At 61.8% G+C, this 14,605-nt stretch carries 16 protein-coding genes; 5 read left to right on the forward strand and 11 right to left on the reverse strand.

Annotated features, from left to right (window positions below; genetic code table 11):
* Positions 1 to 130: 130 nt before the first annotated feature.
* Genes dgoD through ABV589_RS06730 form a run of 3 tightly spaced genes read right to left on the reverse strand, consistent with a single transcriptional unit; the run spans position 131 to position 2,957 of the window.
* A complete protein-coding gene (dgoD, locus tag ABV589_RS06720) occupies positions 131 to 1,279 on the reverse strand; it encodes a galactonate dehydratase (RefSeq protein ID WP_007961968.1) in 1,149 nt (382 codons plus the stop codon).
* Positions 1,280 to 1,327: 48 nt separating this feature from the next.
* Positions 1,328 to 1,948 carry a 2-dehydro-3-deoxy-6-phosphogalactonate aldolase gene (locus ABV589_RS06725; RefSeq protein WP_367085344.1) on the reverse strand — a complete coding sequence of 207 codons (621 nt, stop codon included), beginning with the start codon at positions 1,946 to 1,948 and terminating at the stop codon, positions 1,328 to 1,330.
* A gap of 19 nt (positions 1,949 to 1,967) precedes the next feature.
* Positions 1,968 to 2,957, reverse strand: coding sequence for a 2-dehydro-3-deoxygalactonokinase (locus ABV589_RS06730; protein ID WP_367085345.1), 990 nt, complete (start codon positions 2,955 to 2,957; stop codon positions 1,968 to 1,970).
* Positions 2,958 to 3,147: 190 nt separating this feature from the next.
* Between ABV589_RS06730 and ABV589_RS06735 the strand changes: the two genes are divergently transcribed.
* Positions 3,148 to 3,621 (forward strand): hypothetical protein, encoded by a 474-nt coding sequence (locus tag ABV589_RS06735; protein WP_367085346.1) that lies wholly within the window; start codon positions 3,148 to 3,150, stop codon positions 3,619 to 3,621.
* Positions 3,622 to 3,624: 3 nt separating this feature from the next.
* Here the strand turns inward: ABV589_RS06735 and ABV589_RS06740 are convergent, their stop codons facing one another.
* The gene (locus ABV589_RS06740; protein ID WP_367085347.1) at positions 3,625 to 4,104 is read right to left on the reverse strand and encodes a GNAT family N-acetyltransferase; all 480 of its coding nucleotides are present in this window, start codon (positions 4,102 to 4,104) and stop codon (positions 3,625 to 3,627) included.
* Between the two features lie 221 nt (positions 4,105 to 4,325).
* Here ABV589_RS06740 and ABV589_RS06745 point away from each other — a divergent pair, with 221 nt between their 5' ends.
* The 4 genes from ABV589_RS06745 to ABV589_RS06760 all read left to right on the forward strand — a co-directional run bounded on the left by ABV589_RS06745 (position 4,326) and on the right by ABV589_RS06760 (position 6,237).
* Positions 4,326 to 4,979, forward strand: coding sequence for an HD domain-containing protein (locus ABV589_RS06745; RefSeq protein ID WP_367085348.1), 654 nt, complete (start codon positions 4,326 to 4,328; stop codon positions 4,977 to 4,979).
* Between the two features lie 97 nt (positions 4,980 to 5,076).
* The gene (locus tag ABV589_RS06750; protein ID WP_367085349.1) at positions 5,077 to 5,421 is read left to right on the forward strand and encodes a hypothetical protein; all 345 of its coding nucleotides are present in this window, start codon (positions 5,077 to 5,079) and stop codon (positions 5,419 to 5,421) included.
* Positions 5,422 to 5,465: 44 nt separating this feature from the next.
* A complete protein-coding gene (locus ABV589_RS06755) occupies positions 5,466 to 5,720 on the forward strand; it encodes a hypothetical protein (protein ID WP_007961959.1) in 255 nt (84 codons plus the stop codon).
* A 136-nt stretch (positions 5,721 to 5,856) separates the two neighbouring features.
* Entirely contained in the window at positions 5,857 to 6,237 is a 381-nt protein-coding gene (locus tag ABV589_RS06760) for a Rho termination factor N-terminal domain-containing protein (RefSeq protein ID WP_367085350.1), read from the forward strand.
* A 124-nt stretch (positions 6,238 to 6,361) separates the two neighbouring features.
* On the opposite strand, the gene ABV589_RS06765 is transcribed toward ABV589_RS06760, so the two are convergent.
* The 7 genes from ABV589_RS06765 to ABV589_RS06795 all read right to left on the reverse strand — a co-directional run bounded on the left by ABV589_RS06765 (position 6,362) and on the right by ABV589_RS06795 (position 14,455).
* Positions 6,362 to 7,291 (reverse strand): PfkB family carbohydrate kinase, encoded by a 930-nt coding sequence (locus ABV589_RS06765; RefSeq protein ID WP_367085351.1) that lies wholly within the window; start codon positions 7,289 to 7,291, stop codon positions 6,362 to 6,364.
* Positions 7,284 to 8,750 carry a cytosine permease gene (locus ABV589_RS06770; RefSeq protein WP_367085352.1) on the reverse strand — a complete coding sequence of 489 codons (1,467 nt, stop codon included), beginning with the start codon at positions 8,748 to 8,750 and terminating at the stop codon, positions 7,284 to 7,286. Before ABV589_RS06770 ends, ABV589_RS06765 begins: the two co-directional genes overlap by 8 nt.
* Before the next feature lie 202 nt (positions 8,751 to 8,952).
* Complete coding sequence (locus ABV589_RS06775) at positions 8,953 to 9,951, reverse strand: ADP-ribosylglycohydrolase family protein (RefSeq protein WP_367085353.1); 999 nt, start codon at positions 9,949 to 9,951, stop codon at positions 8,953 to 8,955.
* A complete protein-coding gene (locus ABV589_RS06780; RefSeq protein ID WP_007967625.1) occupies positions 9,948 to 10,661 on the reverse strand; it encodes a GntR family transcriptional regulator in 714 nt (237 codons plus the stop codon). The genes ABV589_RS06775 and ABV589_RS06780 overlap by 4 nt, the downstream gene beginning before the upstream one ends.
* Positions 10,662 to 10,891: 230 nt before the next feature.
* Entirely contained in the window at positions 10,892 to 11,860 is a 969-nt protein-coding gene (gene araH, locus ABV589_RS06785; RefSeq protein WP_027612371.1) for an L-arabinose ABC transporter permease AraH, read from the reverse strand.
* 12 nt (positions 11,861 to 11,872) lie between these two features.
* Positions 11,873 to 13,417, reverse strand: coding sequence for an L-arabinose ABC transporter ATP-binding protein AraG (gene araG / locus ABV589_RS06790; RefSeq protein ID WP_367085354.1), 1,545 nt, complete (start codon positions 13,415 to 13,417; stop codon positions 11,873 to 11,875).
* Positions 13,418 to 13,450: 33 nt separating this feature from the next.
* A complete protein-coding gene (locus tag ABV589_RS06795) occupies positions 13,451 to 14,455 on the reverse strand; it encodes a substrate-binding domain-containing protein (RefSeq protein WP_367085355.1) in 1,005 nt (334 codons plus the stop codon).
* Between the last annotated feature and the right edge of the window lie 150 nt (positions 14,456 to 14,605).

Genomic DNA, 14,605 nt, shown 5'->3' on the forward strand with positions numbered 1-14,605 from the left:
CTTGCGCCGAACCCTGTGGGAGCTGGCTTGCCAGCGATAGCGGTGCATCTGTCACATCAATGCCGGATGTGCCGCCGTCATCGCTGGCAAGCCAGCTCCCACAGGGGAATTGTGGGGGGTCAGAAGGCACTCACCACTCGGCAAAACTGCCATCGGCATGGCGCCAGATCGGGTTGCGCCAGCGGTGGCCGACCGCCGCACGTTCGATCACGTATTCCTCGTTGATCTCAATGCCCAACCCCGGCCCATTCGGGATCTTCACGAAACCCTGGTCGTAGTCGAACACCCGCGGATCCTTCACATAGTCGAGCAGATCGTTGCTCTCGTTGTAATGGATACCCAGGCTCTGCTCCTGGATAAACGCGTTGTAACAAGCCGCATCCAGTTGCAGGCACGCCGCCAGCGCAATCGGCCCCAACGGGCAATGCAGTGCCAGCGCCACGTCGTAGGCTTCGGCCATGTTGGCGATCTTGCGAGTTTCAGTGATACCACCAGCGTGGGAGGCATCGGGCTGGATGATGTCGACGTAGCCTTCGCTCAACACCCGCTTGAAATCCCAGCGCGAGAACAGCCGCTCACCGAGGGCAATCGGCGTGCTGGTCAACGGTGCCAGCTCTTTCAGCGCTTCATAGTTTTCGCTGAGCACCGGTTCTTCGATGAACATCAGTTTGTACGGGTCGAGTTCCTTCATCAGCACCTTGGCCATCGGCTTGTGCACCCGGCCATGGAAGTCGACGCCAATGCCGACGTTAGGCCCGACGGCATCGCGCACCGCAGCCACGTTGGCCAGGGCCAGATCGACTTTCTCGAAGGAATCGAGGAATTGCAGCTCTTCGGTGCCGTTCATTTTCACCGCAGTAAAACCCCGGCTCACCGCCTCTTTCGCGGCACGCGCGGTGTCGGCTGGGCGATCGCCACCGATCCACGAATACACGCGGATCTTGTCGCGCACCTGACCACCGAGCAGATCACTGACCGACACACCGAGGGCCTTGCCCTTGATGTCCCACAGCGCCTGATCGATACCGGCCAGCGCACTCATGTGGATCGCGCCACCACGGTAGAAGCCGCCGCGATACAGCACGGTCCAGATGTCCTCGATGTTGCGTGGGTCTTTGCCGATCAGGTAGTCGGACAATTCCTCAACGGCAGCGGCAACAGTGTGGGCGCGGCCTTCGACCACGGGTTCACCCCAACCGGTCACGCCCTCGTCGGTTTCAACCTTTAGGAAGCACCAGCGCGGCGGCACGATGAAGGTGGTGAGTTTGGTGATTTTCATCTGCTTGTCTCTCTTGTTAGATGCAGCGCACGCAGCGCCGGATAAATCTCAGCGAAGGGCCTTCCAGGCAGCGACGTAGGCCTTGGCATTGACGGCGACTTGCTCAACGCTCATGCCCGGTTTGAACAGGCCGGAACCGAGGCCGAAACCTTTCACGCCAGCGTCGATGAACGCTTGCATGTTGTCTGGGGTGATCCCGCCGACCGGCGCCAGCACCGTCCCGGAGGGCAACACCGCGAGCCATGCCTTGACCACCGCCGGGGCCATCTGCTCGGCCGGGAACAGCTTGAGAATGTCCGCGCCCTCCTCCAGCGCCGCGAACGCTTCGGTCGGCGTGGCGACACCCGGCGACAGGTACAACCCCGCCGCTTTCGCCGCACGCAGCACTTTGGCGTCGCTGTGCGGCATGACGATCACCTGGCCGCCGGCGGCTTTCACCAACTCGACCTGCTCCGGGGTCAACACCGTGCCGGCACCGATCAGGCAATCGGCGGGCAAGGTCTGACGCAGGATGCGGATACTTTCGTACGGCGACGGCGAATTGAGCGGTACTTCGATGACGCGAAATCCGGCGGCGTACAGGACTTCTCCGACCGCTGCGGCTTCCTGCGGATGCAGGCCACGCAGGATCGCGATCAGACCATTTTGTGCCAGTGCTTGCTTGAGCATGTCAGGCCTCCAGTCAGGGTTAACGGGATGAGGAATCGAGCAGTCCGGCGGCCAGCGCCAGTTGCCACAGGCCGCGCTCGGTGGCCTGCTCGGCCAGCGCCACCCGGGCGAAACCGCAGGCGTCCAGCGCACGGCTGTAGCGGGCGCAGAGTTGTGCGTTGCCAATGAGGATGATCGAGGGCAGATGCGCACTGTTGCGTCGACGCCGCTGGGCTGCGGCAAGCGCTACCAGCTCATGGCCAATCATCAGGCCGGAGAGGTAATCCGCTTGCGCCGTCGGCGCCAGTTCGCCGGTCAGTCCCAGGGTGCGGGCACTGAATAATGTGGAGAGCACGCCCAGCTCGCCGTCCGCCGACAGTGCCACTTGCACACCACGGTCAAATGCCACGCCGTCGAACGCCACCCCCTGTTGCTGGGTACGCCCGAGAATGCTGTGTTCACTGAGCACGGCGAACACTTCGCCGGTCATGAACGTATCGAAATGGGTGATGCAGCCCTCGAGCACTTCCACCCATTTGGAATGGCTGCCCGGCAGACCGATCAACAGATCGCCGCCAGCATCGACCGGCAGGTTCTGCAGCACGCCAAGGACCTGGGTTTCTTCACCGCGCATCACGTTGGGCAGGCGTGAACGCTGAATCACGCCCGGCACGATGTGCACCCGTGTGCCGCGCAGACTGACCACTGTTTGTAGGGAATTTCCGAGATTGGCGACGTTCGCCGGCGTTTCGCAGTAGGCCGCTTCGCGCCAGCCCTGGGCGCTGCCGACCATGCCGCAGGCGATCACCGGCAGATCCGGCTGCGCATCGAGCCAGTCGCCACAGGCGTCTTCGAAGGCCAGTTCAAAACCATCGGCGCATTCACCACCGTTGATGACTCGCGGCGTCTTCGGTAACTGCATGATCCCGGACGACAGCGCACGCTGCTCCAGCACCACGCCACCGGCCGCGAGTTTGTAAGCACGTAATGAGGTCGTCCCCCAATCGAGCGCGATCAATTGCGCCTGCATCGCTTCACCTGTTTTGTTTTTGGCAGTGAGTGCGAGGGACTATAAACCTGGGCGCAGGAAAATCTCAATATATAAATATCATTCCCATATTATGGGATTTACAAGTGTAACAGCCGTTTCTTCGCCAAATCTCTAAAATGCCGATCCCATTCACGCGACGACCGCTCTCGACAGGTTCAAGGAAGAAAAAATGAAAACCGCTTTAAAGGCGTTACTGCTCTGCAGCGCACTCTGCTTCGCGGCGATCGCCAGCGCCTTGCCCGCTATCAAGGAGGGTGATATCTGGGCTTACAACACCCGGCCGGGTGAAGAAGCCTCGACCTTGACCATCCTCAAAATCGAAAGCTATCCGCACTACGGCACCGTCGTGCATATCCGCGTTGATGGCATTCGGATGACCAACCCGGTCACCGGAGGCGAGATCACCGCAATGCCCCACCTGCCTTTTCAGGCCGAGGCTTTGCAGCGCAGCCTGACTCGGTGCGTGGGAGAAACGGCGCAGATTCCAGATTTCAGCCAGGGCTACACCTACTGGAAAGCGGCCTTCGATGAAGAGAAGGCCGGGGCATTCAAGATTTCCGTGCGAAAGACACTGGATGGGTTGCTGAGCGGCAATTGGGAAATGACTGATGATGAAACAGCCAAAACCACCTCGACGCCCTGAGAATCATCCCTCGGCAAACTCGCGCAACACCTTGCCATCCATGCGATAGCGCACCCACTCTTCCTGCGGCTGCGCGCCGAGGGATTTGTAGAATTCGATGGCCGGGGTGTTCCAGTCCAGCACGCTCCATTCGAAGCGCCCACAGTCGTTGTCGCAGGCGATTTTCGCCAGATGCCGCAGTAGGGTTTTGCCGGCGCCGCCGCCGCGTTGTTCAGGGGTGATGTAGAGGTCTTCGAGGTACAGGCAGTTGCTGCCCAGCCATGTCGAATAGCTGAAGAAGAACACCGCAAAACCGATCGGCACACCGTCACGCAGGCAGATCAAGCCGTGGGCGGTCGCGCCTTCGCTGAACAGGCTGCGCTCGATGTCGGTGACGTTGGCGATCACTTCGTGGCGAGCCTTTTCGAAATCTGCCAGTTCGGTGATAAAGGCGAGGATTTGCGGCGCATCGCTGGGGGTCGCCGGGCGGATTTCGATCGTCATGGACGGGCCTTGTCGGAAATGGAAAGCGCCATACTAAAGCCGTGGGCGGCGCTCGTCACATGCCAAACCTGGTAGAGAACCTTGTGGTGTGGGGATTCATCCCCGATGGGTTGCGCAGCAGCCCTGAAAAACCGGAGTGCATCGCACTCCATTGGGGATAAATCCCCTCACCACAGCAGTATCATGCGCATCAAAATTTGGGTAAGTCTGCAAGGATGTTCATGAACGCCACTGCTTTTGCGCCGCTCACCTCACTCGCCGCCGAGTTGTTGCCCCATGCTCTGGAGCCGTCCGACGACGGCGCCCATGACCTCGCGCATCTGCAACGGGTCTGGCACAACGTGCGGACCTTTCAGGTCGAGGAAGGCGGTGACCTTGAAGTGCTGCTCGCCGCGGTATTGCTGCACGATTGCGTGTCCGTCGAGAAGAACTCGCCCCTGCGCTCGCAGGCTTCGCGCCTCGCCGCAGAGAAAGCTGCCAACGTGCTGGCGGAACTGGATTGGTCCGCCAGCAAAATCGCCGCCGTCACCCACGCTATCGAAGCCCACAGTTTCTCCGCCAACATCACCCCGCTGACCCTCGAAGCAAAAATCGTCCAGGATGCCGACCGTCTCGACTCGCTGGGCATGCTTGGCGTGGCCCGCACCTTTTACGTCGCCGGGCGCATGGGCAGTGCGCTGTACGACCCGCTCGACCCTGAAGCCAGGGAGCGCGACTACAACGACACACGTTTCTGCCTCGACCACTTCCAGACCAAACTGCTGCACCTCGCCGACGGTTTTCAGACCGAAACCGGTCAGCGTCTGGCGCAGATCCGCCATCAGCGCCTGAAGGGTTTCATGGAGCAGTTCAAGGAAGAAATCGGCCTCGACTGATGACCCTGTGTCTCGACCGTTCGTCGTTCATCAGGCACCAATCCAATCCAGGGGCAGACCAACGACAGGTAAGGAATTCAATCACTGGAGAAGCCCTATGATCCCGTCAAGGTTGACTGCCCTCGTCTTCGCCGCCCTGCTGAGTCCTGCGGTTTTCGCCGCGTCTACCACCGCAGCAGGCACCGGTCCTACCGATCCGGTTCCGTCGCCACGCGCTCCCGCCATTAACAGTGCCCCAGGCATGAACACCGATGGCTCCGGGGTCCCGTTGATCAACCAGCCACCTGCCACCGGCACCGATCCCCGTACCCAAGGCAGTGACCCCGGTCGCCAGGGTGGCATGAACACCCCCGACTCCCCCGCCACCCCCGATAACGCCGGCCCCGGCATCGGGTCGAAAACCACCACCGGTGGCTCGGGCTCTGAAGGTGCCGGCCAGTAGTTCGCCGACGCGAGCGTCCTATTCACATCCATGAAGAGGTAACCATGAACGTCGATAAAAACCTGGAAAAAGAAGTCCTCACCCGCCTGCTGCACGCCCATCCGAGTGGGCTTGGCAAAGAGGTGCTGGACAACTATCGCGGTGAGAAAGTGGTGGCCAGCGCCCTCGCCGCCCTGCAGGATCGCGGGCTGATCCACCATGGTCATGTGACCTGCAACGAGGCCGGCGAACACTCGTTGAATCTGCCGATCAAGCTCAGTGCGGCTGGCGTCGAAGCGGCGCGAAAGTTGGATGTCTAGAAGCTGTGGTTGTGTGAACGCATGATCGTGCAGGAGCTGCCGCAGGCTGCGATCTTTTGATTTTCAAGATCAAAGGATCGCAGCCTGCGGCCGCTCCTACACAAGAAACCCATCTACTGATGCAAGGAGAAATCCCATGCCTCGTGGAAGCAAAGATAAATACACCGTCGAACAGAAGCGCAAGGCCGAACACATCGAAGACAGCTACGAGCACAAAGGCCTGTCCAAGGACGAGGCCGAAGCGCGGGCTTGGGCAACGGTGAACAAACAGTCGGGCGGCGGCGAAAAGGCTGGCGGTTCGGGGCGCAGGAAACCGGCGAGTGCCAAATCCGAAGATCGCAAGGAATCATCGCGGCGTGCGGTAGCCAGTCGTGAAGGGCATGCGCGCGACAGCAAGGCATCGCGCGAGACGCAGACCGTGGACAGTCTGAGGAAAGAGGCGCGGGCGAAGAATATCGCCGGGCGCTCTTCGATGCGCAAGGATGAGTTGATTGCGGCGTTGCGCAAGGCCGGTTGATATTTGTTGTGAGGCTGATGGCCTTATCGCTGGCAAGCCAGCTCCCACAGGGATTCCGGGGTACACAAATTTGCGTTTCACCTTGTAAACCTGTGGGAGCTGGCTTGCCAGCGAAAGCGTCAGATCAATCGCCGCAGACTTCGCGGATAAACCCATCCACCTCAGCCGCCCTCGGCGCAGTCGCCGGCCCCCAGCGCGTCACCGCCAAAGCCGCCGCCGCGTTCGCCCGGCGTGCCGCCTCAAGAGCGTTCAAACCCTGCGCCAATCCGGCAACGAACACCCCGGCATGAGCATCACCCGCGCCGTTGCTGTCGACCGCTTTCACGGCAAACCCCGGCACCTGCCGACGCTCGCCAGCCTGCTGGATCCAGCACCCCTGCGGCCCGTCGCGCACCACCATCAGCACGTCTTTCGGTAGATGCTCGGCGAGGCGATCCAGGGCCGCCGCAATGTCCGCAGCCCCGGTAAACCGCAACGCCTCCACGCTGTTGCTGGTCCACACATCGATGCGTGGCAACAGCGCCTGCATCAACGCCGAGTCCGGCGATTCCACCAACGGGCCCGGATCAAACACCACGCTGATCACCTCTGGCAGCGCCAGCGTCCAGTCCAGCAAAGCTTGCGCCTTGCCTGCATGCAGCAGGCTGTAGCCGCTGACGTAGACATAATCGCCCGCCTCGGCGGCCACGCTGTTCAAATCCTCCTCGGTCACTTCGCCTTCAGCGCCGATGTAGGAGATGAAACTGCGCTCGGCCGACGCATCGGTCAGCGCCACGCAAATTCCGGTGTCGCGTTGAGCAGGCGCCTGGATGCCGATATGAATACCTTCAGCGTTCATCGCCTGACGCGCCAGATCACCAAAACGCCCGGTGCCATGACGACCGAGATAGACCACCGGCAAACCGTTGCGCACAGCTGCGGCCATCACGTTGAAGCCGCCACCGGCCTCGAAAGCGGCAGACTGCGCCAGCACATCGCCGCCGATTTTCGGCAGCTGATCCACGGCCATGACCAGGTCGATGATGACCTGGCCGGTGTGCAGCATCTTAGGCATGAGCATTCTCGACTTGCGCGGCGCGGCGATCTTTCGCCCCGCCGAGAACCAGGTAAATGCCACCGGCCACCACGAAGGTCACGATCCAGCCCAGACCGTTGTGGCCCAGCCACGAGTCGGACAGGAAGCCCTTGAACCAGACGTTTTCGGCGGTGGTGCCGATGGTGGTGAAACTGAAGCCGAGCACGATGGCAATCGCCCACGCGCCGAACGCGCGCCACTCGATGCCGCCGCGATACCAGTAGGCGCTGCTCGGGCTGACGTCGAGCAGGTCTTTGGGGCTGTAGTAGTGCCGGTGAATCAGATCGACCACGAAGATCCCGACCCACGCGGTGATCGGCACCGCCAACAGGGAAATGAAGGTGATGAACGGGCCATAGAAGCTGTCGGCGATCAACATGAAATAGATCGAACCGGCGAAGATCGCCACGATATCCACCACCACCGCGTAGACGCGTTTGACCTTGAGGCCGAGGGTCAGCGTGGTCAATCCGGCGGAGTACACCGAGAGGTTGTTCGACAGCAGCAGGCCGCCGAATGCAGTGATCAGGTACGGCACGGCCATCCAAGTCGGCAGCATGTCGCGGATCGCCACAATCGGGTCAGTCGCCGAGGCCAGGTCATTGTTGCCCACCGACAGCAGGCCGCCGAGGGTGATCAGCAGCACCAGTGGAATCCCCGCGCCGAACGCCGCCGAGGCGACCAGCCGCACAGCCTTGACGCTGCGGTGCTGATAGCGCGACATGTCGGCGCCGGCGTTTGCCCAGCCGATGCCAGTGCCGGCAGCCATGGTGCCGATGCCGATGATCATCGCGCTCATCGGCGCCGGCGTGGCGTTGAACACCGCGCTCCAGTCGATGGTCGCGCAAAGGAAGCCGCCGACCAGAATGTTCAACGCACCGAACACGTAGGTCGCCCACTTCTGGATCACCAGCAAGGTCGCATGACCGAGGCCGGAAACCGACAGGGTCAGCAGCACGAAAATCGCGATGAAGATCAGCGTCAGCACCGGCGCACTCTTCGCCTCAACCGGCGAGCCGAACAGGATCGAACACAGCGACAGCAGCACGAACGCGGCGGTGGTGGTGTTGACGGTTTCCCAGCCCAGCCGAGACATCAGCGAGACCAGCGTCGGGCCGATATTGCCGCGTACACCGAAGATCGCTCGCGACAACGTCAGGCTCGGCGCACGGCCACGACGACCGGCAATCGAGATGATCCCGACCACGGCGAACGAACCGGCGGCGCCGACGATGGCAACGATGATCGCCTGCCAGATCGCCAGCCCGCGAAACGCCACCAGCGTGGCGCCCAATGGCAGGCCGAGAATGGAAATGTTGGCGGCGAACCAGACCCAGAACAGTTGCAGCGGATGACCGTTGCACTCGGCTTCCGGCACCGGCTCGATGCCGCGGGTTTCCAGTTGCCCGGCGCTTGGCCCGGCGTTTGATGAACTCATGAACAGTGCTCCTGTTTGCCTTTATTGTGGTTGTGGGCAATGACGCAAAATTTATTGCTCTTGTGGCGAGGGAGCTTGCTCCCGCTCGGCTGCGCAGCAGTCGTAATCCAGACAATGGGGTATGTCTGACACAGGGTGCCGGCAGGGTTTGGGGCCGCTTCGCAGCCCAGCGGGAGCAAGCTCCCTCGCCACAGTTATGTGGTCAACGCAGGCTCAACAGCCCCTGCACCAACGGTTCAAGCTCCAGATGATTGACTGCCTTGACCGTGGCAATCATCGGCGCCGGCCAGCTCTCGAGGCCCAGGCAGGCCCCGAGCATGGCGCCGAGAATCGCCGCGATGGTATCGGTGTCGCCGCCAAGGCTGGCGGCCATGCACAATGCATCGAACGCACTCATCTCGCCGACCGCCACTTGCTGCGCCAGGGCGAACGAGACCACCACCGACTCCTGCGATGCCACCGAAGTGCCGATCACGTCGTACAGCAGATCCGCCAGCAGCGCCTTGTCGCTATCGACGCTAATCGTCCGCGCCCAACTGATGCGCGAAGCGATGCGCCCGCCGGCCACCCAGTGCCCATGTGCCTCGGCCTGTTGCGCAATCTGCTGGCCAAGGTTCAACGCCTCGCCCAGATCCATGCCATTGATCCCGGCCGAAACCACCGCCGCCACCGCCGCCGCGCTGGAAATCCCCAGCGTGGTGTTGTGGGTGACCTGACAGGCCTGCACCACGGCCGCGATGAAACGCTCGGGATCAGCGACGTCTGCGGCGATGCCCACCGGGGTGATGCGCATCGCTGCGCCGTTGGTGGTGCCGTAACGCCCGGCCTCCTCCGGCGAATGCCCGGCGAGGATCATTTCAATGGCGCGTTTGGTCGATGGGCCGAGCAAATCCTGCGAGCCCTTGGCCTGCATCTCGGCTTCCCACTCGATCAGCCGTTGGGCAAGCACTGCCGGCTCGATCCGGCCTTTGCCTTCGACCAGCAGCTCGCCAACCAGAATCGCCTGTTCGGTGTCGTCGGTGATCGAGCCTTTGGGCATGTTGGCGGCGATCGGTTGCAAAGGACCGGCGTCCTGCAGATCGGTGATGTGGCCGAAGCGGGTCTTGATCGTTTCGCGGTTCAGCGATTGCGTCGGCATGCCCAGCGCATCACCGAGGGCCAGGCCATAAAACGCACCGAGGGCACGGTTGAGCGCGGTCATTTCTGTTCTCCAAATTGCAGGTGCAGACGGAAATGCACCGGGTCGAGCAGGCTTTCGACCTGCTCCATGAAACGGTTTTGCCGGTCGTAAGTGGTGCGCAAGGCCTTGAGAAACACAGTGCCTTCTGCGCGACCGAGCAGCTCGGCGTCCACGGCATTCAGCGGTTCGGCGCCGATCCACTGATCGCCGCGCTCGCCGATGTAGCCGTAGGCGGCCAGGGTGATGGTCAGCGAGTTGTCTATAAGACCGACACGCGGCAGGCTTTCCAGGCCTCCGGTGGCCGGCAACAGCGAGCGTTCGAGGGAGACCAGCGTGCCGTCATTGGATCGCCGGCGGCGGTCGAGGGTGATGAACTGGTCGGTGCCGAAACGCGAAAGCAAATCCGGCCGGGTCACCGCTTCCAGACGCAGCACTTCGGTGTTGATCAGCGCTCCGCTGTCGGCCAGCGCTTGCGCCCAGCCGCTGCGCTGGTCGAGCACCACACCGTCGAAGGTGACGATCGAACCGACCCCGCTTTGCGTGGCGATGTAGTTGCGCCGCTTCAGTTCGGCCAGCGCCTCACGCAACGTGCCACGGCTGACGTTGAATTCCTGAGCCAACTGATGCTCGCCGGGCAACAGAAAGCCGTCCTCCATGAGGCCGCTTTCGATGCGCCGGACGAGCTCGTCGACCACCCGTTGTTTCTTGTCAAATCGTACCTGTCTAATCATGTACAAAGTGATACCCGAAACGGGTGAGGGCGGGCAAGGAGTTTTTAGGGGTTCGGACAGAAGGAATGCATCACTGTGGCGAGGGAGCTTGCTCCCGCAGGGCTGCGGAGCGGCCCTAAAACCGGCGACAAGGGTGAGTCTGACACACCGCACTGTCCGGATTTGCGACTGCTGCGCAGCCGAGCGGGAGCAAGCTCCCTCGCCACAAAATTATGCTTCGCCAGTTAGAATCAGCGCTGTTTCAGGCGGTCGATCACGACGGCCAGCAGCAAAATCGAACCGCGAATCACATACTGATAAAACGTATCAATGTTCTTCAGGTTCATCGCATTCTCGATGATCGCCAGGATCAGCACCCCGGCAATCACGTGGCGGATCATGCCGATCCCGCCGCTCAGCGACACGCCGCCGAGCACACACGCCGAGATCACGGTCAGCTCGAAACCCTGGCCGATCATCGGCTGCCCGGAGGTCATGCGCGAAGCGAGAATCACCCCGGCCAGCGCACCGATCACACCGTGCACGGCGAAGATGATGATCTTGGTGCGGTCAACGTTGACCCCGGCGAGCAACGCCGCTTCCTGGTTGCCACCGATGGCCATGGTGTTGCGCCCGTAGGTGGTGTAGTTCAGCAGCCAGCCGAAGAACAGGAAGCAGACGATGGTGATCAGGATCGGCACCGGCACGCCGAACAGCTGGCCGTTGCCGAAGACGAAGAACGATTCCTGCGACACGCCCACCGCTTTGCCGTTGGCAAAAATGTACGCCAGGCCGCGAACGATCTGCATGGTCGCCAGCGTGGTGATCAACGCGTTGACCCGCAACTTGGCGATCACGATGCCGTTGATCAGCCCGACAATCAGACCCATCACCAGCGCCGCACTGACGCCGAGGAACACGCTGTTGGTGTCGCGCATCACCACCGCAGCAACGACCCCCGCGCAGGCGATCACCGAGCCCACCGACAAGTCGAAGTGACCTGACGCCAGGCAATACAGCATGGTGCACGCGGCAATGCCGGTGGTGGAAATCGCCAGACCCAGCCCGCGCATGTTCAGCGGCGAGAGGAAGTTATCGATCAGCAGCGTGCAGGCGACGAAGATACCGATCGCCGCCAGCAGCATGACCCAGTCGTCGAGGAAGCGCCGCAAGTCCAGCGGTTTGCGGGGAGTCGGCAGCGCCTTGTTTTGGATGGTCATCATAGTCACCTCTCAGTTCGCCACGCCGTCAGCGCGATGGCGCGGCAAAGCCAGTTGCAGCAGGTTGGATTCATTGGCCTGGTCGCGGCTGACTTCGCCGCGCAGCGCGCCCTCGCAGAGCACCAGAATGCGGTCGGAAATGCCCATCACCTCCATGAGGTCGCTGGACACCACGATCACCGAAATACCGTCGGCGGCCAGGTTATGGATGATCTGGTAGATCTCGGCCTTGGCGCCGATGTCGATGCCGCGAGTCGGCTCATCGAGCAGCAAGACCTTCATCGGCATCGACAGCCAGCGACCGAGAATCGCCTTCTGTTGATTGCCGCCGGAGAGGAATTTGATCTGCTGCCCGGCGTGCGGGGTTTTGACTTTCAGCGCCTTGATCTGCTTGTCAGCGTTGCCCTTCTCCCACAGCCCGCGCAGCAGGCAGCCGAGGCTGGCATTGGCACTGCGCGCGCTGATGTTGATGTTCTCGGCAACGCTGGCCAGCGGGATGATCCCCTCCTTCTTGCGGTCCTCGGGGCACAGCAGGATCCCGGCGGCAATCGCATCACGCGGTGAGCGCAGCTTCAGTTCATGGCCGCGCAATTCGAGGCGTCCGGCGGTGTTGCGTTCAAGCCCGCTGAGCAAGCGGAACAGCTCGGTGCGCCCGGCCCCGACCAGACCAAACAGGCCGAGAATCTCGCCCTTGTGCGCCTCGAAACTCACCGGCTCACGCAGCCCCGGGCCAAGCAGACCGTCGACCTTCAATGCCACCGCGCCGCGTGGACGGCTGCGGTAATCGTAGATGTCCTGAATGTCGCGGCCGACCATGCAGGTCACCAGTTGATCGTGGGTCAACTGGCTCATGTCATCGAAGGTGCGCACGTAACGGCCGTCCTTGAACACCGTCACCGCATCGCAGATGCGGAACACTTCTTCCATGCGATGCGAGACGTAGAGCACCACTTTGCCCTCATCGCGCAGGCGGCTGATGATCGCCATCAAACGGTCGATTTCGCGCGCCGAGAGGCTGCTGGTCGGCTCATCGAAGGCGATCACATGCGCGCCACGGGACAGCGCCTTGGCGATTTCCACCAATTGCCGCTGACCGAGCGACAGGCGCCCGACCTTGGTCTGCGGATCGATTTCATCGGCCAGGCCCTTGAGGCAGGCCAGGGCATTCTGGCGCAGCAGGCCGCGATTGATCAGGCCGAAACTGGCCGGCAGATGACCGAGAAACAGGTTCTCGGCCACGCTCATTTCCGGCACCAGATGCAGCTCCTGGTGAATCACCGCGACGCCGCTGCCGATGCTGTCGGCGGTCGACTTGAACGCCATGGTCTGCTCGCCGATCTGCAACTCGCCGCTGCTCGGAATGTAGGCGCCACCGAGGATTTTCAGCAGGGTCGATTTGCCGGCGCCGTTCTCGCCCATCAAGGCGTGCACCTGCCCTGGATGGGCGACGAAGCTGATGGCGTCCAGCGCCTTGACCCCGGGGAAGGTCTTGCCGATCCCGTTGAAGCGCAGGCTGCCGCCGGCGCTGCTTGAGTGTGTCTGTACTTGCGCGTGCATCTGAGTCACCTCTTCACACCGATCGAGCAGCCATCAATTCCACAGGCCGATTTTTTCCAGCTCTTGCTTGAAGTTCTCACGGGTGATCAGGGTGACGTCGTCCATCGCTGTGTACTTCGGCGGTTCTTTGCCGGTGGTGACCCACTCGTACATCATCTCGGCAGTCTTGTAGCCTTCGATGTGCGGGCTTGGCAGCATCGAACCGAAGAAACCGCTGTTGGGCTTTTTCAGCTCGCCGATGGCGTCGGTGCCATTGATGCCGATACCGATCACGTTGGCCGCAGCGAACCCGGCGGCTTCGGTGGCGCGCACGCCGCCGAGTACGGTGTTGTCGTTCATGCCGCCGATGATCAGGTTCTTCGCCGCACTGGGCAGCTTGACCAGCGCCGAGTTGGTGGCGTCCATGCTGCCTGGCACGTCGAGGGTTTTCAGTGCGGCGGTCAGGATGTGGTCTTTCGGCAGGCCGGCGTCTTCGAGCGCCTTCATCGAACCGTCGGTGCGCTTCTTGCCGGTGTCGAGCTCGTTGTAGGTGTTGACCACCGCGTAGGTGTCTTTCCAGTCCCAGTTGCGTTTCTTCGCCTCGGCGACCATCGCGTTGCCCTGCTTCTGGCCGACTTCGAACGCGGCCATGCCGAGGTACGGCACGTCCTCCATGAACTTGCCGCTGGCGTCGACGAAACGATCGTCCACGGCAATCACTTTCAGGTCATTGAGTTTGGCTTTGGCCATGATCGCCGGGCCGAGCGAGACGTCCGGCGGGCAGATCACGAAGCCTTTGGCACCGTTGGCGGCGAGGCTGTCGATGGCCGAGAGGGTTTTCTCGCCGTCTGGCACGGCGATCTTGATCAGTTCGAAGCCTTTACCCTTGGCGGCTTTTTCAGCAAAAGCCCACTCGGTCTGGAACCACGGCTCTTCAGCCTGTTTGACCAGGAAACCGATTTTCACGGCATCGGCAGCCAGCAGCGTACTGCTCAGACTGAACGCGGTGACCGCCAGGGCGGCACTGCACAGGGTACGAATCCCGAAACGACGTTTCATAAGCTGACTCCTTGTTATTTTTTTTGAGCAAATTAAACAGTTTGTGGCGAGGGAGCTTGCTCCCGCTGGGCTGCGAAGCGGCCCTGAAACCGGTTACCTCGGTCAATCAAACACACCGCGCAGCCCGAATTTACGACTGCTGCGCAGCCG

The organism is Pseudomonas sp. HOU2 (genome assembly GCF_040729435.1).
GTDB lineage: Bacteria > Pseudomonadota > Gammaproteobacteria > Pseudomonadales > Pseudomonadaceae > Aquipseudomonas.

Excerpts from the sequence above, each read along its gene's own strand:
- ABV589_RS06735 (WP_367085346.1), top strand. The coding sequence starts at position 3,148 with ATGAAAACCGCTTTAAAGGCGTTACTGCTCTGCAGCGCACTCTGCTTC.
- ABV589_RS06760 (WP_367085350.1), top strand. The coding sequence starts at position 5,857 with ATGCCTCGTGGAAGCAAAGATAAATACACCGTCGAACAGAAGCGCAAG.
- ABV589_RS06745 (WP_367085348.1), top strand. The coding sequence starts at position 4,326 with ATGAACGCCACTGCTTTTGCGCCGCTCACCTCACTCGCCGCCGAGTTG.
- ABV589_RS06775 (WP_367085353.1), bottom strand. The coding sequence starts at position 9,951 with ATGACCGCGCTCAACCGTGCCCTCGGTGCGTTTTATGGCCTGGCCCTC.
- ABV589_RS06770 (WP_367085352.1), bottom strand. The coding sequence starts at position 8,750 with ATGAGTTCATCAAACGCCGGGCCAAGCGCCGGGCAACTGGAAACCCGC.
- ABV589_RS06740 (WP_367085347.1), bottom strand. The coding sequence starts at position 4,104 with ATGACGATCGAAATCCGCCCGGCGACCCCCAGCGATGCGCCGCAAATC.
- ABV589_RS06755 (WP_007961959.1), top strand. The coding sequence starts at position 5,466 with ATGAACGTCGATAAAAACCTGGAAAAAGAAGTCCTCACCCGCCTGCTG.
- dgoD (WP_007961968.1), bottom strand. The coding sequence starts at position 1,279 with ATGAAAATCACCAAACTCACCACCTTCATCGTGCCGCCGCGCTGGTGC.
- araG (WP_367085354.1), bottom strand. The coding sequence starts at position 13,417 with ATGCACGCGCAAGTACAGACACACTCAAGCAGCGCCGGCGGCAGCCTG.
- araH (WP_027612371.1), bottom strand. The coding sequence starts at position 11,860 with ATGACCATCCAAAACAAGGCGCTGCCGACTCCCCGCAAACCGCTGGAC.
- ABV589_RS06795 (WP_367085355.1), bottom strand. The coding sequence starts at position 14,455 with ATGAAACGTCGTTTCGGGATTCGTACCCTGTGCAGTGCCGCCCTGGCG.
- ABV589_RS06750 (WP_367085349.1), top strand. The coding sequence starts at position 5,077 with ATGATCCCGTCAAGGTTGACTGCCCTCGTCTTCGCCGCCCTGCTGAGT.
- ABV589_RS06730 (WP_367085345.1), bottom strand. The coding sequence starts at position 2,957 with ATGCAGGCGCAATTGATCGCGCTCGATTGGGGGACGACCTCATTACGT.
- ABV589_RS06725 (WP_367085344.1), bottom strand. The coding sequence starts at position 1,948 with ATGCTCAAGCAAGCACTGGCACAAAATGGTCTGATCGCGATCCTGCGT.
- ABV589_RS06765 (WP_367085351.1), bottom strand. The coding sequence starts at position 7,291 with ATGCCTAAGATGCTGCACACCGGCCAGGTCATCATCGACCTGGTCATG.
- ABV589_RS06780 (WP_007967625.1), bottom strand. The coding sequence starts at position 10,661 with ATGATTAGACAGGTACGATTTGACAAGAAACAACGGGTGGTCGACGAG.